Source organism: Bradyrhizobium sp. 41S5 (genome assembly GCF_011516665.3).
Lineage (GTDB): Bacteria > Pseudomonadota > Alphaproteobacteria > Rhizobiales > Xanthobacteraceae > Bradyrhizobium > Bradyrhizobium quebecense.
On record NZ_CP083721.1, the window covers coordinates 7,481,148 to 7,508,087 of the forward strand.

19 protein-coding genes and 7 pseudogenes are annotated in these 26,940 nt (G+C 58.8%); all 26 read right to left on the reverse strand.

Annotated features, from left to right (window positions below; translation table 11 throughout):
• Positions 1-119: 119 nt before the first annotated feature.
• A complete protein-coding gene (fdxB, locus tag HAP47_RS35940; protein WP_166073371.1) occupies positions 120-413 on the reverse strand; it encodes a ferredoxin III, nif-specific in 294 nt (97 codons plus the stop codon).
• A gap of 13 nt (positions 414-426) precedes the next feature.
• Positions 427-627, reverse strand: coding sequence for a CCE_0567 family metalloprotein (locus tag HAP47_RS35945; RefSeq protein WP_173643897.1), 201 nt, complete (start codon positions 625-627; stop codon positions 427-429).
• 8 nt (positions 628-635) lie between these two features.
• A complete protein-coding gene (locus HAP47_RS35950) occupies positions 636-1,100 on the reverse strand; it encodes a NifX-associated nitrogen fixation protein (protein WP_173643896.1) in 465 nt (154 codons plus the stop codon).
• Between the two features lie 6 nt (positions 1,101-1,106).
• Entirely contained in the window at positions 1,107-1,502 is a 396-nt protein-coding gene (gene nifX, locus HAP47_RS35955; RefSeq protein WP_166073337.1) for a nitrogen fixation protein NifX, read from the reverse strand.
• Positions 1,499-2,908 carry a nitrogenase iron-molybdenum cofactor biosynthesis protein NifN gene (nifN, locus tag HAP47_RS35960; protein WP_173643970.1) on the reverse strand — a complete coding sequence of 470 codons (1,410 nt, stop codon included), beginning with the start codon at positions 2,906-2,908 and terminating at the stop codon, positions 1,499-1,501. Before nifN ends, nifX begins: the two co-directional genes overlap by 4 nt.
• An 8-nt stretch (positions 2,909-2,916) precedes the next feature.
• Complete coding sequence (nifE, locus tag HAP47_RS35965) at positions 2,917-4,563, reverse strand: nitrogenase iron-molybdenum cofactor biosynthesis protein NifE (RefSeq protein ID WP_173643895.1); 1,647 nt, start codon at positions 4,561-4,563, stop codon at positions 2,917-2,919.
• Positions 4,564-4,658: 95 nt separating this feature from the next.
• Entirely contained in the window at positions 4,659-6,215 is a 1,557-nt protein-coding gene (gene nifK, locus HAP47_RS35970; RefSeq protein ID WP_173643894.1) for a nitrogenase molybdenum-iron protein subunit beta, read from the reverse strand.
• A 67-nt stretch (positions 6,216-6,282) separates the two neighbouring features.
• Complete coding sequence (gene nifD, locus HAP47_RS35975; protein WP_173643893.1) at positions 6,283-7,785, reverse strand: nitrogenase molybdenum-iron protein alpha chain; 1,503 nt, start codon at positions 7,783-7,785, stop codon at positions 6,283-6,285.
• A 468-nt stretch (positions 7,786-8,253) separates the two neighbouring features.
• Positions 8,254-9,501 carry a cysteine desulfurase gene (locus tag HAP47_RS35980; protein WP_173643892.1) on the reverse strand — a complete coding sequence of 416 codons (1,248 nt, stop codon included), beginning with the start codon at positions 9,499-9,501 and terminating at the stop codon, positions 8,254-8,256.
• The gene (gene sufD, locus HAP47_RS35985) at positions 9,498-10,820 is read right to left on the reverse strand and encodes a Fe-S cluster assembly protein SufD (protein ID WP_173643891.1); all 1,323 of its coding nucleotides are present in this window, start codon (positions 10,818-10,820) and stop codon (positions 9,498-9,500) included. The genes HAP47_RS35980 and sufD overlap by 4 nt, the downstream gene beginning before the upstream one ends.
• Positions 10,821-10,839: 19 nt before the next feature.
• A complete protein-coding gene (sufC, locus tag HAP47_RS35990; RefSeq protein ID WP_166073234.1) occupies positions 10,840-11,592 on the reverse strand; it encodes a Fe-S cluster assembly ATPase SufC in 753 nt (250 codons plus the stop codon).
• A 68-nt stretch (positions 11,593-11,660) separates the two neighbouring features.
• Positions 11,661-13,157 (reverse strand): Fe-S cluster assembly protein SufB, encoded by a 1,497-nt coding sequence (sufB, locus tag HAP47_RS35995; RefSeq protein ID WP_173643890.1) that lies wholly within the window; start codon positions 13,155-13,157, stop codon positions 11,661-11,663.
• Positions 13,158-13,344: 187 nt separating this feature from the next.
• Positions 13,345-13,539: a 4Fe-4S binding protein gene (locus HAP47_RS36000; RefSeq protein ID WP_166073220.1), complete on the reverse strand. Its 195-nt coding sequence runs from the start codon at positions 13,537-13,539 to the stop codon at positions 13,345-13,347.
• 728 nt (positions 13,540-14,267) lie between these two features.
• Positions 14,268-15,369, reverse strand: a pseudogene (ald, locus tag HAP47_RS36005) (alanine dehydrogenase).
• Positions 15,370-16,169: 800 nt separating this feature from the next.
• Positions 16,170-17,218: pseudogene (hypE, locus tag HAP47_RS36010) on the reverse strand (hydrogenase expression/formation protein HypE).
• Positions 17,219-17,230: 12 nt separating this feature from the next.
• Positions 17,231-18,051: pseudogene (gene hypD / locus HAP47_RS36015) on the reverse strand (hydrogenase formation protein HypD); the annotation flags it as partial.
• A gap of 2 nt (positions 18,052-18,053) precedes the next feature.
• Positions 18,054-19,962: pseudogene (gene hypF, locus HAP47_RS36020) on the reverse strand (carbamoyltransferase HypF); the annotation flags it as partial.
• Between the two features lie 206 nt (positions 19,963-20,168).
• Positions 20,169-20,909: a hydrogenase nickel incorporation protein HypB gene (gene hypB / locus HAP47_RS36025; protein WP_224580576.1), complete on the reverse strand. Its 741-nt coding sequence runs from the start codon at positions 20,907-20,909 to the stop codon at positions 20,169-20,171.
• Between the two features lie 4 nt (positions 20,910-20,913).
• A complete protein-coding gene (locus HAP47_RS36030; RefSeq protein ID WP_173643889.1) occupies positions 20,914-21,261 on the reverse strand; it encodes a hydrogenase maturation nickel metallochaperone HypA/HybF in 348 nt (115 codons plus the stop codon).
• A gap of 9 nt (positions 21,262-21,270) precedes the next feature.
• On the reverse strand, positions 21,271-22,365 hold the full coding sequence (locus HAP47_RS36035) for a hypothetical protein (protein WP_173643888.1): 1,095 nt from the start codon (positions 22,363-22,365) through the stop codon (positions 21,271-21,273).
• A gap of 200 nt (positions 22,366-22,565) precedes the next feature.
• The gene (locus tag HAP47_RS36040) at positions 22,566-22,967 is read right to left on the reverse strand and encodes a hypothetical protein (protein WP_173643887.1); all 402 of its coding nucleotides are present in this window, start codon (positions 22,965-22,967) and stop codon (positions 22,566-22,568) included.
• A complete protein-coding gene (locus HAP47_RS41835; protein WP_371821834.1) occupies positions 22,964-23,050 on the reverse strand; it encodes a hydrogenase expression/formation C-terminal domain-containing protein in 87 nt (28 codons plus the stop codon). The genes HAP47_RS36040 and HAP47_RS41835 overlap by 4 nt, the downstream gene beginning before the upstream one ends.
• Before the next feature lie 70 nt (positions 23,051-23,120).
• Positions 23,121-23,192, reverse strand: a pseudogene (locus HAP47_RS41840) (hypothetical protein); the annotation flags it as partial.
• 3 nt (positions 23,193-23,195) lie between these two features.
• The gene (locus tag HAP47_RS41845) at positions 23,196-23,654 is read right to left on the reverse strand and encodes a hypothetical protein (RefSeq protein WP_371821711.1); all 459 of its coding nucleotides are present in this window, start codon (positions 23,652-23,654) and stop codon (positions 23,196-23,198) included.
• Positions 23,638-24,664 (reverse strand): annotated as a pseudogene (locus HAP47_RS36050) (nickel-dependent hydrogenase large subunit); the annotation flags it as partial. The gene HAP47_RS41845 and the pseudogene HAP47_RS36050, both read right to left, overlap by 17 nt.
• 13 nt (positions 24,665-24,677) lie before the next feature.
• Positions 24,678-25,698, reverse strand: a pseudogene (locus HAP47_RS36055) (hydrogenase small subunit).
• Positions 25,699-26,940: the final 1,242 nt, after the last annotated feature.

Here is a 26,940-nt window from a genome sequence, read left to right on the forward strand (position 1 = left end):
TCTTAATAACCGAAGCCGTCAGAGCATGCGGGTCTGATCTCCATCGCAGATCAAGTGATCAACAATGGATCTATTCCATTGCAAATATAGCGCCTGCTGCAAGCGGGCTAGGCCACCGGTCAGGCAGCTTCGGCTGGGGCTGAAACATGGACCTGGCAATTGGCCGGACACACCCTGGCGCACGCGCCGCAGCCGATGCAGGCGCCCTGATCATTCAGAACCATGATCTTCTTTTCGATCTCATCGTCATCGTCAAGATCAACAAGTTCGCCGTCCTCGCTGATTCCCTTCAACGCCATGACACCTCGGCCACACACCTTGAAACAGCGGCCACAGCCGATGCATTTTTTGGCGTCAATCGACGTCAGGTAGTCTGGCGTCCAGTCGCGGCCATCGCGCGCTGTAAGTGACATGAGTCGGCCCCTCCTAAGTATTTTCCAACGCCTTCAAATCATGGTTTCTGCGCTCAAGTTCGGCATAGGCATCGTGCGCCTTCTGCGCAAACACCATGATCGAGGTCCAGTTGATGGGCAATTCCTCCGAAAGGTCGTGCAGATCCATTTTGGCTTGTAGCGCTTTGGCCGATAGCTTCTTTATTTCAGCCTTCAGTGTTCCACGTTCGCTCATCAGTATCCTCAATAGTTCGCCACGTCCGGACACTTCCGTATCAGGTCGATTCCCTCCCTGACATATTTGCCTCCCTCTTGCGCGAGCTTTGCGAGGCTATCGAACCCGAAGCGATGCACATCACGCAGCCGCTTGTTCACGGCGATCAGCCGGCCTCCGATCAGCACGATACGGCCAAATCCTTCATGATGTAGCTTCAAGATCGGCTGGATCATCACACTGGCCTCCCTCTCGACCGCGAGCGCGACCGCGTTGAAGAACAGCTCCAACCGCCACAGCGTATCGGGGCCAGGATCACCGACAATCGGCAACGCACGCCGCTTTTCCTTGTCCAAGACATAGGGCTCGAGAAGGTCGAGATCGCTCCTGGCCTTCCAGGCTCCCGTGGTGTCCTGAGCGCGCCAAATCTTTACTAGCTCCGTGATGAACAGCGCATCGGCGGAGCTGTCCTGCTGCCCTATTTCTGCTGTCATTTCATCTCATTCGTCGAACTCGAATGTGCTCCGCTGGTCCTTTGCCATTGCCTTGCGTAGCCAGGGAGGTGGTGTGCCTCTTAGGACGTCCTCGAGCTTTTCGAGCAACACCAGAATGTTTTCTGGCTTGTTTACCTTGATCGGATGGATCTTGTTGGCGACCACCCGGGCAGCACCGGCGCCGCCGATGGCAGCAACGTAAAGAATTGCGCAATCTTTAATCGCCTCGATCTTCGGCGCTAACTTGTCGTCGTTACCGTCTTCCTTGAGATCGCCCTCAAACTCAACCGCTTTGAGAAACACGTGTCCGCTTGGCGCGACCTCGTAGATAGCAATATTCTTTGCCCAACCAAAATGAGCATCGACGCGCCTTAGATCTTGAGTGGCGAATGCGACCTTCATGCAGTCGACCTCTCGGCTGCACCGATGGAACTGAGATGCCTGGACCTTGATGGCAGCGCGACCGGAGCCCGCCATCGATCGGGCGTAGGTTGATGGTTCTCCTCGCGGTCCGCGATCCCGAGATTGGCGATATCGAAGATCAGATCGCGGGTACCACGATAACCAATCGATAGTTGGTGCCCTGCGCCAAGTCGATCGAACATCGGAAAACCCGCACGATAGAACGGAATTTTCAGCCGGGCAGCCGCTTGCCTGCCATGCGAATGCGTGATCAGCAAGTCGCAATTCTCGGTTCTGGCAAGCTCTTCGAGATCCTCAAGATCACCAATTAGCACCTCGTTGGTCTTGATCCGCTCGATCACCGCCGATTGTGTGGTCGTTACGGCCGCACGCACCTGCGCCCCCATCTCGTGCAGCATACTGGAGAGATCATATAGGAGGTCTGGCTCAGCGGCGATCGCAAGTCTGCGACCACCAATATGGAAGTGCGCGTCCAGCATTGCATCCGTGAGCTGGCCGCGCTGCCGCCGATATTTCGGTGGCACGGGACGGCCGCTGATTTCACTCACAAACGTCATGAATTCGTCGCACGGACCGAGGCCGCACAGCCGCTCGAAGAGGCGAAATGGAACGCCGCTTTTGGCCTGCATGACCTCTGCCGCTCGGCGCATCTGCGCGCCGATTGCAATGGTCCACCCGGCGCGGCCCATGCTCGCGATCTCGTCGACGCCGATGCCGCCGATGGTCGTTGACGTAAACTCGTCGGGGATATGCCCATCGAGCGACGCTGCCAGGTCAGGCAGGAAGGATGGCCGCAACCCACAATCCTCCAGGATGGCACGGAGTTCGTCAAGATCACCCGGCGTGAGGTGACATCCTGGAAGAACGTTCACTCTCGAGGAATCGCGCAGGCCGTTGACGTTGGGCCCATCCACCAGCAACTCCACAATGCGCGTCACAGCCTTCTCCCAGCCGTCCTGGAACGCGCCCTTGAAATCGGGTGTCGAGACATAGACCAGCGGCAATTTCGCAAGTTGCCGATGCTTGTTTCGGATTAGCTTGAGGTAAGCTTCCACATCGTCCCCGTTAGTCTCGGTGATGCCGGTCGAGCAGATTCCGACGATCTTTGGCTTGGCTCGGTTGTAGATATTGAGTATCGCCTGCTCGAGGTTCTCATAGCCGCCGAGCACGGTCGCGACCTCGCTCATCGCGGTGGTCTGCAGCGGTACCACCTCCCTGAAATGCCGCACAAAGAGCGTGAGCCCGAAAGAAGTGCATCCTTGCGAGCCATGCAGAAGCGGCATCGCCCCGCGCAGCCCCATGAAGGCGAATGCGCCGCCAATCGGCTGGCTCATCTTCAGCGGGTTGACCGCGCAGGCTTTTGTTGGCACCGTGGTGAGGGCCATCATTCCCCCTATTCTGCGGCCTGCAGCATGGCAGATGGCGAGGACACCAAGATGTCCTCGATGCGTCTCTTGCAGCAACCACCGACCGCATCGGTGTGCTCTTTGACTTCCTCGACGCTTCTCAGACCATGCCCGTAGATCGCATCCTCGATCGTGCCGAGATCGACCGTGTTACAGTGGCAAATCTTCCTCGCGCGGCGCGCCGTTTCGGCGAGCGCCGGTTCGCAGGCGATCTCGGCCGCCGGCGACTGCATATGCAGCTTCGCCCTGGCCAAGGCCTCCCATGGTGCCGGTCGACGTACCTGCTCCCACATCGGATTTGAGAGCGACTTGTCGATCTCCTCCACTAACTTGATCATTCCGACATAGCCCATATAGGCATGGCATCGCTCCTGGTTGATATCGAGCCAAGGCGTCGCTGCTTTCAGCGCGACGAACTGCGATTTGCCGCCCGATAGCATGATGTCCGCTTTTGCGCCCTTCAACATCTCGTACATTTCACGCGGCGACATGTCCTCGATCATGTGCGCATCCTGTCCCATGAGCTCCTTGATGCGCTCTTTGTCCTCCCTTGTCGATTTCTTCACGCTGGTTCCGACCAATTCGAGCCCGGCCTCCTGTAGTGCCGCAACGACCGACCATGACTTGACCCCGCCGGTAATCAGCAAAGCCTTCTTTCCCTTGAAGCGTGACTTGTACGGTTTGATCGCGGCCCAGGCCCGTGCCTCCTCGCGCGCGATCACCGCGTCGGTGCGCCCGAGCAGATCTTGCGGTGCGCCGCGCTCAACCAATAAGCGGGCAATCTGGCGCAGCGAATCACTTGAATCCTGGACACCGTAGAACGAGCCTTCGAAGAACGGGATTCCGTAGCGTTCCTCCATCTTGCGCGCGACGTTGATCATGCCCTTTGAGCACACCAACATCGCCGCCCGCGCGCGATGGGATGACGCGACTTCACGATATTTGGCATCGCCCGAGATGCATGAGAGAATCCGAATTCCAAGCTCATCGAGCGAAGGCTTGACTTGCCAGAGCTCCCCCGAAAGATTGTATTCTCCGATCAGATTGATGTCGTAAGGTGTGGTGCGGTCTGGCTCCCGCGTTCCGATCACATGTTCCAGCAAAGCCTCGCCGGCGAGCTTGTTGCCGAGGTTCTTGGAGCCAACGAACCCCGGGGAATTGATCGGGATGACCGGTTTGCCGAACCTTTGCGAGGCGGCCTTACAGACCGCGCTGACGTCGTCGCCGATCATCGCGGGAACACAGGTCTGATAGACGAAAATGGCGGGCGGGTCATGCTTGTCGACGATCTCCTTGATCGCCTTCCAGAGCCGCCTCTCACCTCCAAATACGATATCGGTTTCGTTCATATCGGTTGTGAATGCGGTGCGCCATAGATTCGAACCGGAAGACGCCGCGCCGCGATTATCCCAGGAGTTGCCTTCGCAAGCGATCGGACCATGCACCAAATGAGCGACGTCGGTAAACGGCTGTAGCGCGATCTTAGCACCGTCGAAGGCGCAGCCGCCCGCCGCACTACCCGGCTGCAGTAGCTTGGTGCATCCCTTCTTGCGCTCAGCCTCCGACTTACTGCCGTTCTTGGCGCAGCCCGGCTCGTTGAAAATATTCTGGACCGTAGCTGACAGCGAACTCATCCGTTCTCCTCTTAGCCGAACTAATTGAAAGTTGAGCCATCGTGCGCTCGTGCTATCGCCAGTGTTTTCGGCGACGGCACGTGCATTGTCCGTCATCAACGAATGATGTCGAAGCTGTAGTCAGTTTTGCCAAGAACGTTGGTCTTCCGGTCGATTTCGTCGAATATCTTGTCGAGAATCTTCACCAGCACATTCAGGCCGCCCTGATAGCCCCACACAGGGGAGCGGTGATGATGATGCCGATCAAACACCGGAAAGCCCATGCGGATCAGTGGCGTTCCTGTGTCACGTTCCAGGTACTTGCCATAGGTGTTGCCAATCAGAAGATCGACCGGCTCGGTGAACAAGAGCGAGCGCATGTGCCAGAGGTCTCGGCCCGGATAGGACTGGCAGGCATGCCCAAACGGTGAGCTTGCAAACAGCGCCTGCATTTTGTCCTGCCACGCCTTATTGCCGTTGGTGGACAGCACATGGGTTGGTTCGGCGCCGAGTTCGAGCAGAAAGGCGGCCAACCCATAGCAGAGATCCGGATCGCCATAGATTGCGAACTTCTTGCCATGGATATGCGCGCTGGAGTCAGCGATGGCATCAACCAAGCGGCCCCGCTCTCGCGCGAGTTGCTCCGGGACCTGCTTGCCGCTGATGCGTGATAGCGCCAGGAGAAATTCATCTGTTGCGGAGACGCCCACCGGGTAATTGAAAGAGACGACGTCCTGGCCATGCTCAGAGACGAGCCGCAGCGTTTTTTCGGTACACCACTGCTGCATTGAGATTGTCGCCTTGGCGTGAACCGCGTTAGCTGCGTCTTCCAGCGTGGTGCCGCCGTCATACATCCGGAAATCGCCATCAGTCGGGGTATCGAAGACGTCGGAGTTATCGGCCAGTATGGTGTATTGGATACCCATCAGCGCCAAGATGCGCTTAATCTCACGAAGGTTTCCGACGGTGTAGCCATCGAACCCACCAATGATGTTGATCGACTCGTTTGGCTTGCGCTCCAGCTTCGGCGCTGTTCCGGCCTTGCCGTCCCAGAAATGCTCCAGAACACCCTTGAGTGCGTTGTCATATCCGGTGACGTGGCTACCGACGAACGCCGGCGTGTGTGCAAACGGCACGTCGAACTCCGCCGGAACAGAGCCCTTTTCCTTCGATGTCTTGATGAACGCATTGAGATCATCGCCAATCACCTCGGCCATGCAGGTCGTGGAAACCGCAATCATCTTGGGCTTGTACATGTTGTAGCTGTTGGCAAGTCCATCGATCATGTTGTTCAAGCCGCCGAACACCGCGGCGTCTTCCGTCATCGAGGAAGAGACGCAGGAACTCGGCTCCTTGAAGTGCCTCGACAGATGGCTGCGGTAGTAGGCCACGCAGCCTTGCGAGCCGTGGACGAAGGGCAGCGTGCCCTCAAAACCGACCGAGGCGAACACGGCGCCAAGCGGCTGGCAGGCTTTGGCCGGATTTACCGCCAGCGCCTGCCGCGCAAAATTCTTCTCGCGGTATTCAGGCGTTTTCGTCCATTCCTTGATGCGTTCAACCTCGGCTGGATCGCGGGAATTCTCGAACATCTTCTTGTTAGCCAGCATCTGCTGGTATTCTGGACCGCGAAACAGTTCGAGATGATCGAGCACGTGTTCTGCACTCTGCGCCATTTTTGAGATCCTTCACTATCGAAATTGGTATCGTCCCGACTCTCCACGAAGAGCCAGATACATTGCTTTATTCTGCCGCCAAGAGCTTCGCCTTCGAAGCTTCTTTCCAAGGCGCTTTCATCTTCTTCCAGATCGGCGAGTTGACAGCCATGTCCATGTCGCGCGCGAAGATCGCAAAGCCGTCATAGCCGTGATATGGACCTGAATAGTCCCAGGAATGCATCTGCCGGAACGGTATACCCATCTTTTGGAAAACGTATTTTTCCTTGATGCCCGATCCGACTAGGTCGGGCTGGAGCTTTTCGACAAAACTCTCGAACTCGTAGCCATTGACGTCGTCGTAGATGAGCGTGCTGTCCTTGACGTAGTGCTGGGCGGTGCGCTGATAGTCGTCGTTGTGGCCGAACTCGTATCCGGTACCCACGACTTCCATCCCGAGGTCCTCGTATGCGCCAATCACATGACGCGGGCGAAGACCGCCGACGTACAACATCACCGTCTTGCCCTCCAGGCGCGGGCGATATCTTGCTATTACGGCGTTCACCAGCGGCTGGTACTTTTCAATCACCCGCTCAGCGCCTTCTTTGATCTTATCGTCGAAGTAGCCCGCGATCTTGCGCAGCGACTCTGCGATCTTTGAAGGTCCAAAGAAGTTATACTCGCACCACGGAATACCGAACTTCTCTTCCATGTGGCGGGAGATGTAGTTCATGGAGCGGTAACAATGCAGAATGTTGAGCTTTGCCTTCGGCGTTGCCTCGAGCTCAGCGAGTGAACCGTCACCAGACCACTGCGCAATCACCCGCAGGCCCATTTCCTCCAGAAGAATTCGCGATGACCAGGCGTCGCCACCGATATTGTAGTCTCCGATGATCGCAACATCGTACGGCGTCGACTCAAACTTCGGTTTACCATCTGGCTCGAACTTGTCGAAAATCCAATCGCGCACGGCGTCGTTGGCAATGTGGTGGCCGAGCGACTGCGAGACGCCGCGAAAGCCCTCGCAGCGGACCGGCACGATGGTCTTGCCGCCATACTCCTTGGATTTCGCTCTTGACACAGCCTCGATGTCGTCTCCAATCAATCCGATCGGGCATTCCGACTGGATGGTGATGCCGTTGTTGAGTGGGAAAAGCTCCTGGATTTCGTCAAGAACTTTGACCAGTTTCTTGTCGCCACCGAATACGATATCCTTTTCCTGGAAGTCGGAGGTTAATTGCAGGGTCACGAAGCTATCGATCCCGGTCGTGCCAACGTAATAGTTACGACGCGAGCCCCACGAGTACTGACCGCAGCCCACCGGTCCATGGCTGATATGGACCATGTCCTTGATCGGCCCCCAGACCACGCCCTTGGACCCTGCGTAGGCGCAGCCTCTGATTGTCATCACACCAGGGATGGATTTGATGTTGGACTTGACCCCACAGTCCGATTTGCCGGCTTGGTGCACGTTGAGATGCTTGGCGCGCCGTTTTGCGGTCTTCTCCGGATAGACCTTCAGCACCTTCTCAATCAGCTCTTTGTTGCGAGCCCTGATTTCTGCGATGCTCTGGGTCGAGGCGAGGCTCATGCTGAGGTCCTTCGAGGGTTAGCTGTTGCGAGAGCGGCTTCGTGCCCTAGAGTTTTGCAATGAGCATGCCAGTGCGGCGCGAGCACAAAAAGCGGAACGATTGAAATCAGTTAGCGCGCTCGGTGGTGCAGCACGGGGTATTGTGGCTAACGCGACATCGCGCTTTGCCCGGAGAACCCTTTGTTTGGTCCTGTTCGAAATGGAACAGGGGCGGCGATATGTGAAGTAGCACCGCACGATTCCAGATGTGCGGCTGCCGATCGCGATGCTCCGCGCTCGAGAGAGCGCCCGAACAAGCGAACCGAGCGGCAAAGGCCGGCTGATCGAGCCCGGGTTTGCCTACGCCATCCATGCCTGTTGAGATCTACAGATACTTGCCTTCAGCGACGACGATGATGCCAACGGTTATGACGTCGTCATCGTCGCGAGTTCGATGCTCCACCGCCCAGACGCCGCAAGCTCGCGGGCTCACGAGAACAGCTGTCGCGCCTTGATAAGTGCCCGCACGAGCGTATCAATCTCTTCACTTGTGTTGTAAAGTGCGAAAGACGCACGGCACGTCGCCAGCACACCCAAGCGCTCGAGCAGCGGCATCGCGCAATGTCCACCCGCCCGCACTGCAACTCCGGCGCGGTCGACGACCGTGGCAATGTCATGTACATGCGCGCCTTTCATATCAAAGGAGATGATCGGCCCCTTTTCGGCCGGCGTCCCGATGATTCGTACGGCGTTGATGTCCCCTAGCTTCTCATTTGCGTAAGCGAGCAGCGCGTTCTCGTGCTTGCGGATCTGTTCTTTGCCTATCGAATTGATGTAATCTAAAGCCGCCCCCAAACCGATCGCCTCGACAATCGGCGGCGTCCCCGCCTCGAACCGGTGCGGCGGTTCACCATAGATGACGCCGGCACGCGAGACCTGACGGATCATCTCGCCGCCACCATTGAAGGGCGGCATTGACGAAAGATGCTCTGACTTGCCGTAAAGCACGCCGATCCCTGTCGGACCATAGAGTTTATGGCCTGTCATTACGTAGAAATCGCAATCGATGTCGCAGACGTCGACGGTCAAATGGACACATCCTTGCGAGCCGTCGACCAGTACGGGAATACCCCGTGCATGTGCGATCCTCACTACGTCTTTCACTGGCAAAACGGTACCCAGCACGTTCGACATCTGAGTGATCGCAACCATCTTGGTGCGCGGGGTCAAGAGCCGCTCAAATGCATCGAGCAGGAAATTGCCGTCATCATCAACCGGCGCCCACTTGATGACTGCGCCGAGCCGTTCTCTTAAAAAATGCCACGGCACAATGTTGGAGTGGTGTTCCATAATCGACAGAACGATCTCGTCACCGGCGCTGACCCGTTCACGGCCGAAGGTCTGGGCGACCAGATTGATGGCCTCCGTGGCGCTGCGGGTGAAGACGATCTCTTCGTTCAGATGTGCGTTCACAAACCGCGCCACCTTAGCACGGGCGCCCTCATACGCCTCCGTCGCCGCATTCGCCAGATAGTGCAGGCCGCGATGTACGTTGGCGTATTCATTGGAGTATACATGCATCATGCGGTCAAGAACCGCATTCGGCTTTTGCGCGGATGCGGCGTTATCAAGGTACACAAGCGGCTTGTCGTACACCGTCATGGACAGCGCAGGAAAGTCCGCGCGTAGACGGCTGACCTGGTAACTACCGTTGCCTATCGCGGGGTGCACACTCATCGCGCCCGCAGCCAGTGTTCAGCTCGCGCGGTCACAAATTCGCGCAGATTGCCGGCGGGGATCTCCTCGATCGGCTCGCCAATGAATGCTCTAATCAACAACGCCTGCGCATCCTTCTCTGATAAACCTCGAGCGCGCAGATAGAATATGAGACTGGTGTCCAGCGCACCTGAAGTCGATCCGTGCCCGCAAGTCACGTCGTCGGCAAGGATTTCGAGTTCGGGTTTATTGTCCGCCTCGGCCTGGTCGGACAGGAGCAGCGCTCGCGTCATCAGCGCGGCATCCGTCTTCTGCGATGCGGGACGTACGACGACTTGGCCCTGGAACACCGAGCGGCCGCAATCGTCAACGACCGCGTGGAACTTATTCCGACTCATGCAATGCGGCACGGCGTGGTCGACTACGATTGTTGTGTCGGCGTGCTGTTTTTCCCTGATGAGATTGACCCCGTTCGCCGAGAGCCTGGATCCCTCGCCGGCCAGTGTGACGAATACCTGATAGCGACCGATGGAGCCGCTGCAGGTCATGCTGAAGAGATTGAGGCTCGCTCTGGTACCGACTACGATGATTCCCGACGAAAGGTTCACGGCGTCAGCGGCATCAGCTGCCACCCGGATATACGAAAGGCTCGCCTCGTCACCAACCAGGACGATTATCGCATCGTTGGTTTGATATCGGCTCGCGCCATCAGCCGCGACGAATGTTTCCACCACAGCCGCGTGCGCTCCCTTACCTAGCTGCAGGTAGGAACGGGTAAAATCGGACACCGACAATGAGGTTGCAACGTGAACGATCTGAATGGAGCGCTTAATAGCGCGGCCCTCGGCGATCGTAATCACCAGGCCGTCGGTCGCCATCGCGGCATTGAGCGAGATCATCGCATCAGTTGTGGTCGAAAGCACCAGGCCGGCCATTGCACTGTTGGCCGGATTCTCCAGAATCTCTCGCAACGACCGCACATCGACCCCATTTTCGAGGCTACCGACGTCGGATAGCTCGGGTGCGAATATTCCATCCACCAAAACCAGTTTGACTGCTTGATCGGCAGCCGCTTGCATGACCGACGACTTCGCGCGCACCAGCGCAGCTGCATCTGGTCGCGGAGCGAGTGGCAGTACCTCGCCGATCAAGGCGCATAGATCTGTATATTTCCAAGCCTCGATGCGCCGATGCGGGAGGCCGGCACGCTCGTAGGCCTCGAATGCCCTCGCACGGATATGGGCGACAGGCCCACAGCCAGGCAGCCGTCCGTGCGCCGCGGTGAAGAGATTGCTCTTTGCACGTCCGGCGTCGGCTTCTCTTGCCAAAACTTGCTTCATCAGGAAATCTCTTGAGATGTCAGGCCGCACCTTCGAATTGAGCGTAGCCACAAGCCTCGAGCTCCAGCGCGAGTTCTCTGCCGCCGCGCTTCCTTACCCGCCCTTTGGACATCACATGCACAAAATCCGGCGTTATATAGTCGAGAAGCCGCCGATAGTGGGTGATCACGATCATCGCCCGTTCCGGCGAACGCAGAGCGTTGATACTGTTGGAGACGATGCGCAGCGCGTCGATATCGAGGCCGGAATCTATCTCATCCAAGATGCACAGGCTCGACTCGAATAGCGCCATCTGCAAAATCTCGTTGCGCTTTTTCTCGCCGCCGGAAAATCCGACATTGAAGCCGCGCTTCAGCATGCCTTGTGGGATGTTGAGCGACTTGGCTATCTCGCCGGCCCTTTTCAGAAAATCGGGCGTGGAGAATTCCTTTTGCCCGCGCGCTTTACGCTGAGCGTTCAACGCCGTACGCAGGAAGTTCATGGTGGTCACGCCGGGAATTTCCACCGGATACTGAAATGCAAGAAATATTCCCTTGCCAGCGCGCTCCTCCGGTTCCATCGCGAGAAGATCTTCATCCTTGAACAAGATTTGGCCTGCACTGACTTGATACCCGGGCTTGCCGGAAATAACGTGGCTGAGCGTAGTCTTTCCGGAGCCGTTCGGCCCCATGATCGCGTGTACCTCACCCGCGTTGACCGCAAGATCGAATCCGCGAAGAATTTCGCGCTCGTCCGTGCCGGCATGCAAATCTCGAACTTCGAGTAGCGCCATTCTGATCTATCTCCTGAAATGCATCATCCCGGGTGAGCCGCACTCGGGAGGTCCCGCGGGACGGTTGGCTATCCGACGGCCCCTTCGAGCGAGATCGAGATCAGCTTCTGCGCTTCCACCGCGAACTCCATCGGCAGTTGCTGCAGCACGTCCTTCACGAAGCCGTTGACGACGAGGCCGACGGCTTCTTCCTGCGAGAGCCCGCGCTGGATGCAGTAGAACAGCACGTCCTCGGAAATCTTCGACGTCGTCGCCTCATGCTCGAACGTCGCCGACGAGTTCTTGGCCTCGACATAGGGCACGGTGTGCGCACCGCATTTGTCGCCGATCAGGAGCGAGTCGCAGGCGGTGTAATTGCGCGCGCTGGTGGCCTTGCGATGCGCGCTGACGAGGCCGCGATAGGTGTTCTGCGACCTGCCGGCGGCGATGCCCTTGGAGATGATCCGGCTCGACGTGTTCTTGCCGAGGTGGATCATCTTGGTGCCGCTATCGACCTGCTGGTAGCCGTTCGAGATCGCGATCGAGTAGAACTCGCCGCTCGAATTGTCGCCGCGCAGGATGCAGCTCGGATACTTCCAGGTGATCGCAGATCCCGTCTCGACCTGGGTCCAGGAGATCTTGGAGTTCTTGCCGCGGCAGTCGCCACGCTTGGTGACGAAATTGTAGATGCCGCCCTTGCCCTCGGAATTGCCGGGGTACCAGTTCTGCACCGTCGAATACTTGATCTCGGCGTCATCGAGCGTGACGAGCTCGACCACGGCGGCGTGCAACTGGTTCTCGTCGCGCTGCGGCGCGGTGCAGCCTTCGAGATAGGAAACGTAGGAGCCCTTGTCGGCGATGATCAGCGTGCGCTCGAACTGGCCGGTGTTACGCTCGTTGATGCGGAAATAGGTCGACAGCTCCATCGGGCAGCGCACGCCCGGCGGCACGTAGACGAACGAGCCGTCGGAGAATACAGCCGAGTTCAACGTTGCGAAGTAGTTGTCCGAGGTCGGCACCACGGTGCCGAGATATTTCTGCACCAGCTCGGGATGCTCGCGGATCGCCTCCGAGATCGGCATGAAGATCACGCCGGCAGCCTTCAGCTCCTTCTGGAAGGTGGTCGCGACCGACACCGAGTCGAACACGGCATCGACCGCGATCTTGCGGCTCGGCGACGGCGGTCCACCGGGCGGCGGCTCGACGCCTTCGAGGATTGCGACCTCACGCAGCGGAATGCCCAGCTTCTCGTAGGTCTTGAGGATTTCCGGATCGATCTCGTCGATCGAGGACAGCGTCTTCTTCGGCTTCGGCGCCGAGTAATAATAGATGTCCTGGTAGTCGATCTTCGAATAGTCGACGCGCGCCCAGGTCGGCTCGGTCATGGTCAGCCAGCGGCGATACGCCTCGAGGCGCCATTCCAGCATCCAGGCCGGTTCATTCTTCTTTGCGGAGATGAAGCGGACGGTATCTTCCGACAGCCCCTTCGGGGCCTTGTCGGACTCGATCTGAGTCTCAAACCCATATCGATACTGGTCGACGTCGATGCGCCGGACGCGCTCGACCGTCTCTTCTGCAGCTACCATTGCCTGCTCCGCTCGCGCAAAGACAACTCCAACCAGTTCCGGCGCACCCTCTCCGAACTGATCCCACAAGTTAGGACCAACTCGGGGCCAGCGCGTAAGAGAATCGGTCGACGAAGCCGGTAGGCTGCCGCTCTCAGTGGTGTCTTCATTCTGTTTCGCGTCGGGGCCCCACTCATCAGCTAATTCCCTATGCCGGCACACAGGTCTCGGGCACCGGGCAAACGACGGCGCACTGCGGCGCGTCAGAATTTCCTTCGCATTGGGAGCACTTGGTCGGATCGATCACATATATGTCGTTCTTCAGGCTAATCGCAGCGTTGGGACATTCGAACTCACACGCACCGCAGACGGTGCACTGGGACGCGATTATCTTGTAGGCCATCACTGCGGTTCCATAAGCAGAAGGTGCGGGACCGCGTCTTGCCTTCAAGTCTCGTGCCAATCAGTCTGGGCTGATTTGTCTCGGCTATCTTTCAGAGCGCATGTCGCCGCCTCGACGGCGTGTCGCAAACTCTACATTCGGAATCATAGTGGCTTGATCTCGGTGCCGTGGCGCACGATCAATGACGGCGGTCAGCCAACCACGTGAACTGCGTCCGCCAGCCCTATGGCGCGATCCTTCCCATGGCCGCGGTCACGCGGCTGCGATCGGGTCGCCTCTTCCCGAGTGCTCCGCCGCCAGGTCGGCCGGGCCCCATGTTATTGGTTCTGCTCACCGGAATGGCGGCGGATTCGACTAAAGCGCCACGATGAACACCCGGCGGGGGTCACACCGGAACGACGCACATCTCCACCGCAGAGCCAGAAACTGTCGCGGCGATCGCGCCAGACAAAGTCACGCCGATGATCGCGGCGTTTAGGTGCCGCGGCACCCGCTTTCAAGCCCCGAAGATGACCGGTAACCTGCATCCATATGCCTGTACGAGCAAAGGCACATTGCCTCGCTTCATGGGGCAACTGAAAGCCAAGCGCGATCATCTGGTGTTCCCCGGCTTCGCTTCGCGTTTCAAAACATCCGCCCGCGCTGGTTAGCAAATTGATCGAGCCGAAAAAAGCCACCCCGAAGGGTGGCCCAAGTCAGGGAGGAAACGCCCGTAAGGGTCTCCGGGATCAGGCCGCAGCCTGTTCGATCGATGAGAAAGGCAACCCTAGGCTCTCGGCCACGGCCTTGTAAGTTAGCCGGCCCCGATGGACATTGAGGCCCGCGCGCAGGTGCGGATTTTCGAGCGCGGCGGCAAACGCCTTGTTGGCCAGTGCCAAACCAAACGGCAGCGTGGCGTTAGTCAGTGCCTGGCTTGAGGTCAGCGGCGCCGCGCCGGGCATATTGGCCACGCAATAATGAATGACGCCATCCACTTCGCAGGTTGGATCAGCCTGAGTGGTTGGGTGCGATGTCTCAAAGCAGCCGCCCTGATCGATAGCGACGTCCACGATCACCGCCCTCTTACGCATCGAACTCAGCATACCCCGCCGAACGAGCTTCGGCGCGCTCGCACCTGGAACAAGTACCGCACCAATCACAACATCGGCCGCAAATACCTCTTCCTCCACCGCGTCGATGGTCGAGATTCTGGCCCGAACGCGCAAGCTCGTCCAGTTCGAGCCGGGGTATCGAGCGGTCGATGATGGTGACCTCTGCACCCAAATCGATCGCCATGTGCGCCGCGTGCGTACCAACGAGGCGACCTCCAATCACCACGATCCGGGCCGGCTGAACACCGGGCGCTCCACCGATCAACAGCCCTCGTCCGCCAGCAGTACGCCTCAGGGCGCTACCCGCCCCTTCAATCGCAAGCCTATCCGCGACCTCGCTCATGGGCGCCAGCAACGGAAGGCCACCTTGCTCATCAGTTACGGTCTCATAGGCGATCTCGGTCCACCCAGATTTTAGGAGCCCCTTGGCCTGCTCCGGGTCCGGGGCCAGATGCAGATAAGTGAAGAGGATCTGGCTCTCCCGCAGCTGGCTCCATTCGGACGGCTGAGGCTCCTTAACCTTTACAATCATCTCGCTCGACGCGAATACCTCGACTGCGGACGCCAGAATCGTTGTGCCGGCGTTGCGATAATCTTCATCCGCCGCCCCAATGCCCGCGCCAGCATCGGTCTCGATCATCACGCGGTGGCGCGCCGCCACGTATTCGCGGACAGCTCCAGGGGTAAGGCCCACGCGATATTCGTGCGCCTTGATTTCCTTGAGGACTCCGACCTTCATTTGAAAACTCCCTGCCTGGAGGGGCTTTCTAATCCGAAATGCGTAACGATATTGCGACGCGAGTGCCACAATAGCGCAGCAATTCAGCGATCTTTGACCAGCTGCGCAGGATTTCAAACAAGATGCGGCAAGATGCTGAGTGGCTAAGATAACCATACTCGCTGAGCTCAACGATCGAGCCCTCCGCAGCCGACGCGAACAGGCTCTCGACCGCAATGGCACCCGCGCTGAAGAAAAATCATATAACGGATCCGTGGGCGTCTTGAAAACGTCTACAGAACTGCCTTCGCCGCGATGACAGGGTCCTTCCGCTCTGGACCAAACCTATTCTCATCTCATTACCTGCGAATCACGCGTTGGCTATGCACGAGGTCGGCGAATGCACGGACCTCGGTGTCAGTGCCTTCTCCTAAGCCGCCGAGATTCAGGGGAGCAGATCGAGGATCTCTTATTTCTAAGCTGCTCTTGTGCCACACTAGTCTACAAACTAAGCGGCGCGACTTGAGCCAAGGCGCTGTAAAGAGCCTCGTAAGAGCGCCTTTCGCCTCACCTTAACCTCGAAGTGTCAAGTGGGGGCAACGACCTTGGGTGAGCGACGAATGGCGCATGAATAAAACGCTTGGGACCGGGTTCGCGGCTTGGGAATGCCACAAATGAAAATCCAGCCTTGCCGAATTTCTGGAAGAGCGAGCATCACAGTCCGCCAGCAGGGCAGGTCGTAGACTTTAGCTCATTTTTTGAATGACTAATAACCGCTGATGCGTGCCCCCTCATGCCCGCCGCAGTTGGGCGTGACATGTTCAACACATCCGAGGCAATTGTTCGCCCGACAGCCAATCGACAACTCGTCCGCCACCAAAACTGGTCGCCATCTGCACAAACTTGTGATCGTCAGCTACCGCCTCTCCAATATCAGCTGCATCGCACCCGAGCGGATGCGCCTTCATGGCTGCAAGCACAGCATCGGCAGAATCAGGCGCGACGATCGCAACGAGCTTGCCCTCGTTAGCGACATGGATCGGATCAAGCCCAAGGAGTTCGCAGGTCGCCGCAACCGCAGGCTTCACAGGAATGGCGGCTTCCTGCAGACGGAAGCCGAGGCCCGATTGATGCGCAATCTCGTTGAGCGAGGCGGCAAGGCCGCCACGCGTGGGGTCACGCATCACCCGGATACCGCGGCCACCGGCCGCAACCATGGCGGCTACGAGGTCGTGCAGCGCGGCTGAATCCGAGCGCGATCTCTATTTGAAAGGCGACGTTCTGGCGCCTTGACATGATCGCCACCCCATGATCGCCGAGGCTACCGGAAATCAGGACACGGTCGCCAACCCTTGCCTTGTCGGCCGAGAGATCGAGCGCATCGGCCAGGACCCCAATGCCCGGTCGTGGAGATGAACAGACCGTCCGCCTTGCCGCGCTCGACGACCTTGGTGTCCCCAGTGATGATGTAAACGCCGGCGTCGCGCGCCGCTAAGCCCATCGAATCCGCAATCGTTTGCAGATCCGAAAATCGGAACCCCTCCTCGATGATAAAGCTAGCCGATAGATAGAGCGGACGCGCGCCGGCCATAGCGACATTATTGATCGTGCCGTTCACAGCGAGTGACCCGATATTGCCGCCAGGAAAGAACAGCGGTGAAACCACATAGCCGTCCGTCGTCATCACTATTCTGCCTGTTGCAACATCAAACGCCGATTGATCATTGCAGCGGGCGAGCCATTCGTTACCGAAGGCTCGGTGAAAAATGTCCGAGATTAGGTGCGCCATGGCACGGCCCCCGGACCCGTGAGAAAGATCAATGCGTCCGTTCTCGACATCAAGTCTGCGTTGATGGGCCTTTACGCTCATGAACCGTCCCAGCTGATCATCGCGAACTCGGCCATACGTCCAATACGCGGCGCAAGCGCCTTCCGATGAGACCATGCAGGCTCGTATGGGATTTTCCGGCGTGCAAGCAGTTCCAAACAGCTTGCAGTCGACCGGCCGGTGGCTCCGCGCAGAATTGCGCAGCACTCGCACGCTGGATTGTCAGCGACAAGCAGTTCGTGCACCGCAAAACGCGCCTCGGCGTCAAATCTCGCGCATGCCCGCTTCAGCTTCAGTCCGCTTTTGGGTACGAGTCCACGTCCATGCCATTCGAACCGCTCACGCAGTCCGAATATCTGCGAGAGACCTCGTCCTTGGCGCGCGGATTGCCTTCGCGCGTAACCGCACGGCTGTATTGATTTTCCACGCCGCAGCGGCCTTCGTTCACTTGCCGCACCAGCATCAGGATCACCTGCATGACGTCGAGCGGTTCAAATCCCGCGATCACGATCGGCTTACCGAATTGTTCTGCCAGAGGTTCGTAAGGTCGCGTACCGATGATGGTGCTGACATGTGCAGGCCCGACGAAGCCATCAATTGCGCCCCCGCCGATATTGCGGATCTTCGGATTCTCGAGAATGCTGTGCATGGCGGACGGTGTAAGCACGTGGTTGCAGAACACGCTGAGGCTCTTCAGCCGCTTCTTCTCGGCAATCCGGATCATCACCGCCGTCGGTGGCGTCGTAGTCTCAAATCCAGTGGCAAAGAAGACCACGTCCCGGCTCGGTGCCTGTTCGGCGAGCCGAATAGCGTCGATCGTCGAGTAAAACCATCCGAATGTCAGCGCCTAGCGCCTTGGCTCGCAGCAATGACTTCACCCGCGCGTAATTTGGTCAGCCAGCACCGCGTTCAAAAAGCAGCCGCCGCTTAGGACGACGGCATTGACACCGGTTGTTCACGCAAAGCGCGTGACCCAGTCAATGCAAGCGGCGGCGAGAGTGCCATGAAACAGCCCGGCTCCGTCCGTGGCGCCTACGTTGTCTGTAATCAAGTGCTCAAAAAGCGGACGAAGCGACAGCACGCCGCCATCCATCGTCCAGCCGGCATCGAGAATCTCAGTCCGCCGCACCAGCGCCTCGAGCTTCATTGCGGCCTCGCCCTCATAGCTCTGCAAACTCGCAATGCCCAGCAGCGCCGCCGCCGCATCAAACAACCGGCCCGCGCGGGTTGTGATGGTCCCGCCCTGCTGATCCAGCAATGCGCGCACGCGCTCAGCCTGGCGTTGCGCTGCAAAGCGATGGCCGATTTCGGTTCCCTTGCCAAGCAACTGCAACATTGCGTAGGTCCCACATGACCGTGCTCAGCGATGACGGCGGCAGCATGCGTGTGGTGATGCTGGACAGCGACCAGCGCGCGGCCGCTTGCCTCCGCAAAGCGCGTGGACGCCATATTGGGATGCAGATCATGGGCGATGACGGCAGGATCGACGTCAAGAATCAATGTGAGATGACGAATCGTCTCTTCAAACACACGAATGCTTTCGGCCGTATCGAGATCGCCATATGCTGGGAGACGAACGCTTCGTTGTTCCGCGTGACGGTGATGGTCGACTTCAACGCAGCGCCAACAGCAGGACGGACGGCACAGATCTTGCCAGCCGGATCGGTTCTGGAACATAGCCACGGGCGCGACGAATGCGTTGGGCGCGGCCCGCCACAACCGACACGACGGAGTCATCCGCACGCGTTAGGATCTCGCGATCATGGGTCACGACAAGGTCGGCGATTCCCTCAAGCCGCCGCAGCGCCTGTGCGTTGTCGATCAGCAGCGGTTCGCCACAAAAATTGGCACTGGTGGCAACGATGACGGGGCCAGTCCCCATAAGCGATACTCCGGTCGAACGAAGCACCTGAAAGATGAAGTGATGCAGCGGGGCTGCGGGCAGCATGGCACCTACCCGCGATAAGCCGGGAGCTATCGCGGGTGCTAAATTATGGCGCGAACGTAGAAGGACGACGGGACGAGCTACGGATTCGAGTAGCGCGAACTCGGGCTCATTCGCTTCCGCGATCTCATTGACCCGCTCTATGGAACCGACCATGACGGCGACTCGCGTCTCAAGACGCCGCTTTCTGCCGCGCAAACGCTGCACCGCGCCCTGGTTGCGCGCGTCGCAAAGCAGCTGGTATCCGCCCAGCCCCCTTATCGCCACGGTTTGGCCGTCGACGATTGCCGCGACAATAGCGTTGTTTCCATGGCTGAGCCGCGGGCCGCATGTCGGACATGCGATCGCCTCCGCATGGAACCTGCGAATCGCCGGATCGAGATATTCGCTGACGCAGGCGGCACACAGCCTAAAGGCCTTCATGACCGTGTTTCGGCGATCGTAGGGAAGCTGTTCGGAGAGGGACGGGCCGCAATGCGAGCAATTGATGAAGGGATAACGGTAATGGCGACTTTTCGGATCGAACTACTCACTGATGCACTGCTGGCAGGTCGCGGCATCGGCGACGATCCGCGTTGGACTTGCCACCTTCGCTGGTGCCGATCGAAAAGTCTTTCGCCGCGAGCGCTCCTGTCTCCTGAACGCAGATGTGGTCGATGCATGCCAGTGGTGGTGCTTCAAGCGGCAAAGCGGCGACAAACTCCGACGCACGGTTGCCCTCCACCTCGATCGTAACGCCCTCTGGATCATTGACGACAAACCCCGCCAATCCGTACCGCGTGGCCAGGCCATAGACGTAAGGACGAAATCCGCCCCCTTGCACAGCTCCGCTCACGCGCACGCGTAGCCGAGTTTGGCCGCAGGTGGGCGGCGCTCATCGCCTTGTGTCCCTCTCGGCGAGTCTCTGATGCGCCTGATTGTCGATCCAAGCATAGAGCGCGCCGAACCCCTCGCCAGTACGCGCCGAGACCGTGAGCACTTCGATCCTTGAATTGACGCGCCTTGCATACTCGATGATCTTGCTCACATCGAACTCAAGGAATGATGTCAAATCAATCTTGTAATCAGCACGAGCGACGAAGCGGCAAACATATCCGGATAGTTGAGCGGCTTGTCTTCACCTTCGGGGGTCGATAGCATCACGATCTTGCAGGCTTCGCCTAGGTCGAAGGCTGCGGGACAGACCAGATTACCGACGTTCTCGATGAAGAGAATACCGCGCGTGAGCCGCGGCGGTCGGCCTCGCCGATCATTGAAGCATCGAGGTGGCCCCCTGCCGGTATTGACTTGAACAACCGGCGCGCCAGCCGCGCGAACGCGTTCGGCATCATTCGAGGTCTGTTGGTCGCCTTCGATGACGCCGATCGGGCGAGTGCGCTTGAGCTCGGACACGGCGCGGACGAGCAGCGACGTTTTGCCTGCACCGGGACTGGACACAAGATTAAACGCCAGCAGGTCATCGGCCACGAAGAGTGCGCGATTATCCGCCGCGATCGTATCGTTCTTGCCAAGTATGTCACGTCCGACCTGAATGACCCGCTCGCGGTTCGTGTCCGCTGCCTTCAAGGTAGCCGCACCGGCCCCGCAGGTCTGAATGGCCTGCCCATCATGAGCCTGCGGATGGCCGGGATGATGATGGCGAGCATGGTCTTGGCGAGCATGGTAGGAATGCAGCAAGCTTTGATCACCATGCACATACGCTCCGTGGCGATCACCGTCCTGCACACGAGCATGATAGCGCCGGTGGTCTTGCGCATCATGAACTTCGACGCGTCCGGTCGAATACATTCCTTCACTGCAACCGCATACGGTCACACCAATTGACCTCCAGCTCTTTCGCGCGCATCTGTTCGCCTGTCGTTATCTGCAACTGATAACTGCCGCAGTAAGGACAACGCTCAGCGCGCAGAGCAATTTCGACACTCTTCGAACAGGCCATGCACCAGGACATGCCAGGCACTTCGATGATTTTAAGAACCGCGCCGTCGGCGACGGTCCGTGTTGCGACAGCTGTGAAGCAGAACTTAATAGCTTCGGGCGCGACATCGCTGAGGGCCCCGATCTCCAGACAGATGCTCTGCACCTGCGAAATCGATCGGCGACGCGCCTCCTCCTCGACAATTTCGACGATGCCAGACAAAGCGCCATTTCATGCATCGCCAACCTCGCGAAAATTGAGCGTGAACCCGGCGCAAGGATTGAGCGATGCAATCACCGCACGAACCGCTTCCTGATGTGGTCTCGCCGTCAGCACCGCGCCCTGAAGGCGCCGGACAAGTGGTCCGCACCGAAGGAAATTCCATTCCGTCGGCGCTAGGAATTCGACGCGGGATATCCGGCCCCGAGGATCAAGCTCAACCGCGTGATAGAGGCGCCCCCTGGCGCATTCGACTGCTGCCGCTGCACGGCCAGGACCTAGCCTGTAGCCTTCGATGATCCCATGTTCCGCCGACTCGATATGAGCACGAGCCTCGAGCCAAGCGCACAGCCGAACCATCTCCGTAATTCGGGCCATCAGCCGCGCAACCGCACCCGGCCGGCCCGGCGGAAGCCGATTACGCGTCATGTGGCGCGCCAACGGCCCCGTTTCGGGCGCATGCCCCTCGAGATCCGGACAACAGCAGAACGTATCGTCGTCCGCGAGTAACCGTTCAACGATATTGCGGTCGTCGGCAACGGACAGGAACGAGTGCTCGATCGAGATTGACTTCAAGTCGACCTCATCAAGCTCTGCAATGCGAAGCGCGAACGGGCTGCCGGACTTCAGCGCACAAGCCTCTCTCGTTATGCCGAACGCGGCCATCGCGGCCCCAATTCGCGCTATTGCTTCGCGTCGAGCAGGGCCGCGGATTGGCTGTTCGCTGCCGATAGACACTGATGTTCCGTGCATCACGGATCGAACCGCTGCCGCACTGCCGATGTTCGGCGTAAGATGACCGACAAAGAGGCCACGCAGCAATTCCGCGATACGCTCGGCAACGACCAAGGTAATACGATGCTGCTTTGTCGCGAGGATGATCTCTTCCTTGCGCGCCGCCTCGATCGCGGCCAGTAAGGCAGCCTGCTGCGCAGCGGCACATAGCGCGAAGAGCCGCGGCAGCCCCTCAATCACCGACGATGCCTGTTTGCCGGCGAACAGCCATGCCAGCGGCGGCCGGGCTCGGGGCACGATCTCGACTGCGCCGATTACGTCGGCAGCAATCGATACGGTGACATCAATCTTGTTGCGGGAGGCGAGGCTCATGGGCGGCGCTCCTCCATCATCTCACGCAACAAAAGCCGGCGACCAGACGCACTGAGATCCAACGCGTGGCTCCAATGTGACGCTGAGCGGTTGTCCGACTAGACGCCGGCAAGGACCGCTGCTTTGGCGCGGGCGGATCGCATAGCTTTGCATGCAAAGATCGCTGAGAGGGGAGCAACAGGCAATTACGGCGAATGGCGCTAGCTCGCCGACAATAAGTTCGATGAAACCAGATCCGGCCCGCGGGGGTAGATACCATTTGTGGCCAGCACGCGGTTGGCAAGTGGCCTTACGCAAGATGCAACCGCCTTCATGACCCGACGCGCAATCATGCCGACGGGCGAGCGCTCATGCGTGCGAAATTTGCTCGCCTCGACCCTGGGCGGTTCGCTCGAGGTCCGTCGCTTGCGATTGGCGATATGCCGATTGGCTACCACAAGCATCGCCACCGATGTGAACATATCGTTTTGCATGCTCCCGCGAGGGCTTATTTCACGGTCAAGCATCGTACTCAATCGACACGCGATCCAGCCAATGTCGCGTTGCCGGCGCGCCGTCTGCGACGAACGCGCCGGATGCCGATTGATTTCCAAGTACTTCATGTGAAGTATGCCTCGATAATTTCCTGCAGGCGTTCGGCGGATTCCTCGAGATCTTCGTCGGCGGCCGACGCAACAATCGGCACGCCGCCGACCTTCCAGCGTATCCAGAGTGATGTTGTCCATAAAATTGAAGTATTGCACCGACCAGACGTTCCGGATCCGGGTCGCCTGCACTCGGCATGCGCCGTAGCCGCAGAAGATCAGTCGGACCGGACCATTGCCCACGCTTCACCGCTGAAACGCCAGCTCGACAGCGCTCATCGGCAGCAGCGTGGGATTGATGACATGCGCGTGCATGCCAGACAGCCAGGCACGAGCCCGTCCGCGTATTTCGGCGAGCACCGGCAGCACGTTCATCGTACCGTCCGGCGCCGGGCCTATCACAAGATCGGTGGACGTCAGTTCAGTCGCGGCGCGCTGCACAATCTGTGGGATCGCCCCGACCTGAATATATTCATGTGCCGGCTCCATCCCGATGCGCAGGCGCCAGATTCCCGCATGCACGGTCTCCCCGATTTGCGCCAGAGAGCCGTCCGGCAGTGCAACGACGCCGGCCACCTCACCCTCCCCGAGCACCTCGGCAATCAGCTTGCGTTCGAGATCGTCGAGTTTAGCGAGTCTGTAGAGTTGCGTCTCGGCGCCGCTCGTCTGACCGCCAGCAGCAGCGGCAGCGCTTTGGATCACCATGGTTCGATCGGCAACACCTCGCTGAGATCGCCATCAAGAATGACGCCGCGCGGCAGCTTGAGACTTTTCGCGGAACAGTCGTTGGCATTTTCGGGGATGTCGCCATAGGACATCACACCTTTGCCCGAAAGCCCGCTGCCATGCAGCCAGTCCTTGTAGAACGAGCCGATCGCTGCAATGTCCGGCAGATAGACCTGCTCGACAAACTCGATCGAACGATCGATGATCGAGGATACTAAGCTAAGCCGCTCCATATTGATCGCACCCACCGCGCCAGTTCCGTCGATATTGATCGCGCAGGGCACGCCGCCGACCAGCCAGTTCGGATGCGGGTTCTTGCCCCCATAGACCGCTTGGACCTTGACGATTTCTTTCTGGAAATCGAGCGCCTCCAGATAATGCGCCACGGCCATCAGATTCGCTTCCGGTGGAAGCTTGTAGGCCGGATGCCCCCAATAGCCATTCTTGAACGGACCGGGTTGCCCGGATCCGAAGAACTTAGTGAGCCTGATCTGCAGATCGTTAAAGTAGCCAGGGCACGACAGCGGCCAGGGCGAGATAGACTGCGCCAGCGCCGACGTCGACTTGGGATTGGCCTTGAGCGCGGACATCACGTCAACCCAATCGAGCGCGTGCACGTGGTAGAAATGCACCAGGTGATCAGGCACAAGCAGACACAGTTGCATGATATTGCGTATCGAGTTGGCATTCTCCGGAATGGCGATCCCTAGCGCACTTTCAACGGCGCGCACGGAGGTGAGCGCATGGGTGCCGGTGCAGACACCGCAAATCCGCTCGGTGAAGGCCCAGGCGTCCCGCGGATCGCGCCCGCGCAGGATGACTTCGATGCCACGCCACATCGTCCCGCTCGAGACCGCATTGCGGATCACATTATCAGAATCGACATTGGCCTCGACGCGCAGGTGGCCTTCGATGCGGGTCAGCGGATCGATGACAATTCGCTTGCCGGAAGGATCGAGATTGAACCCATTTGGTGTCTGAACAGCCACCGTCACCTTCCCCTCAACTCGGCTTACTTTTGTCAGTTGCGCGATCCGGCTTGTGGGTCAACCGCTTCACAGCCGTGACCGCCGCATGCGCAGCGACGGTCAGCCCAACAACGCCGGCAGCGGCCATGCCAATCTGATCGGCGTTCTTCTCAATGCCGAGTGGCCAGATTGAATCGGGAATGACACGCCGCCGTTCCCGAACGGCCGAACAGGCATTGTAAGTGGTCGGCCCCTTGCAGCCCATGTTGTATAAGCAATAGCCCTTGCGTGCGCCCTCATCGTCCCACTCCTCGACAAACTGGCCAGCGTCGAAATGGGAACGCCGATAGCACTTGTCGTGAATGCGCTCGGAATAAAACATCTTGGGGCGTCCCAGGCGATCGAGCTGCGGCAGCTTTCCGAACGCGGTCACGAAGGTCACCAGGCCGGTCATGACCTCTGCGATGTGCGGGCACCCGGGCACCTTGATGATCGGCCTGTTGGTGATCACCTTATCGATTGGCACCGCCCCAGTCGGATTGGGCTCGGCCGCTTGCACGCAGCCCGAGGACGCACACGTGCCCCAAGCGACGATCGCCATGGACTCTTCCACCATCGACCTGAGCTTTTCAACGAACGGCTTGCCGCCGTCTATGCAGAACATGCCCCCTTCGTTCAGCGGCGGATTGCCTTCCACGACAAGCACATACCTGCCCTTGTACTTGGCACGGGTTTCCTCCAGGATGGCTTCGGCTTGGTGTCCTGCCGCCGCCATGATAGTGTCGTCATAGTCAGCGAAATCATCGATAGCAGCGGTCTTCAATCAACGGATGAGACGATCGGATAAAGCTTTCCGAGCAGCAGGTGCACTCGAGCCCGTGCATCCAGATGACCGGCACACGCGGCTTGATCTCCAAGGCGGAAGCAATACCGCTTGCGGCGAGCGAACCGAGTCCGAAGCTCCCGGTTATCAAACTGCAGAATTTGTGAAAACTACGACGCGTGATACCCTGACGTCTGATCACGCTGTAGAAAGTTTCCGATGCCCCGCCCATGGCCCCTTCCAAGTGACTTGTCGGCCGTAACAATTGCTGACCTCAACAGCAAGAAACAGGCCACCGCATGGGAGCACACTCGGCAGATACGCGACCGCCGCTTCGCGATTATCGGTAGGGATGAGCGAGCCGAGCTCGCGAGGCACAAGCTACGCGTTGTCCGCCATTCGTGCTAATGATCCGTCGGGGCGGATCGATCCGATGCATCTTTCATTCAGTGGGTGCTTGCTGCGCGAGCACTTTCACAGGATCTATAATCGGAGTCTGGACCTTCAAAGCTCACATCCAGCGGCGCCAGTCCAGGTCAACTCACCTGAATTGCCTGGAAGCGCCGAGGAGCCCTTTCATGCGCGCACAGCCGCTCCGAGTCCCAATCCCGCAAAGTCGTTGGAGATTATGTGATGCGCCGTCTTGAGATCTCGATAGCGTTGCCATCGAGATCCTGCCGTTTAGCAGCATTTGTCCAAACCGCACAGCGTCATGGACTGTCACAAATACGCAAGCTCCCCCGCAGTCAAACTTCGTCGGACTTTCGAGGAGCTCGAGTTCTGTGGCTTTCATGTCAGAGGGGCGTCTAGAAATTGACGCGCGGGGCGCTCGCGTTGCGATCCCGACAAATGGAACGTGGCATCTTGCGTTTCGATCAGCCTCCACGTGCTGTTCGCAGGATACTGTCACAATCGCTATTCGCTGACTTTTCGACAACAATCCCGAGCACATCGGTCGAGAAGATGGGGCAGCGGCAGCTTAGTATGGCTTCGATGAAAGCCTGTTCATCGCTCTTGACCGGCGGAGCTACGAAATTCGGATGAAGACGCGCTGCTTGATCCGAGCTATCCGGGCGCGCCATAAGTGAGGCTAATCTATGGCGCCCTCGGCGATCGAATTTTTGATCAACCGTCAGGCTGCACCCCCTCTATTGTTTTTGCGAAGTCCAGGTAGTGCCCGGTAATCTGGGCCTGCAGAGGTAAGCAACTTGCCTCAGCGTAATAGGCAATCGCCATTATCGGTTTGGCGACGGACGCGACTGCGAATATCGCTTCGAAGCGCATCGATGTTGCTTTCGCAGGGATCGAATTGCTCGTATGCCTTTAGTGGATGAGCTTGCCGCCTCAGGCGATGCAACCCGCGCCGGCACGCACTTGCCAGCGATCGAGCGCAGAGCTCCTCCAGTTTGGCAAGGCGGCTCTTGGAACTCCGACGTCAAGCCCCAGCCTCCCGCAGAGGCGCGACGTGCGGCGA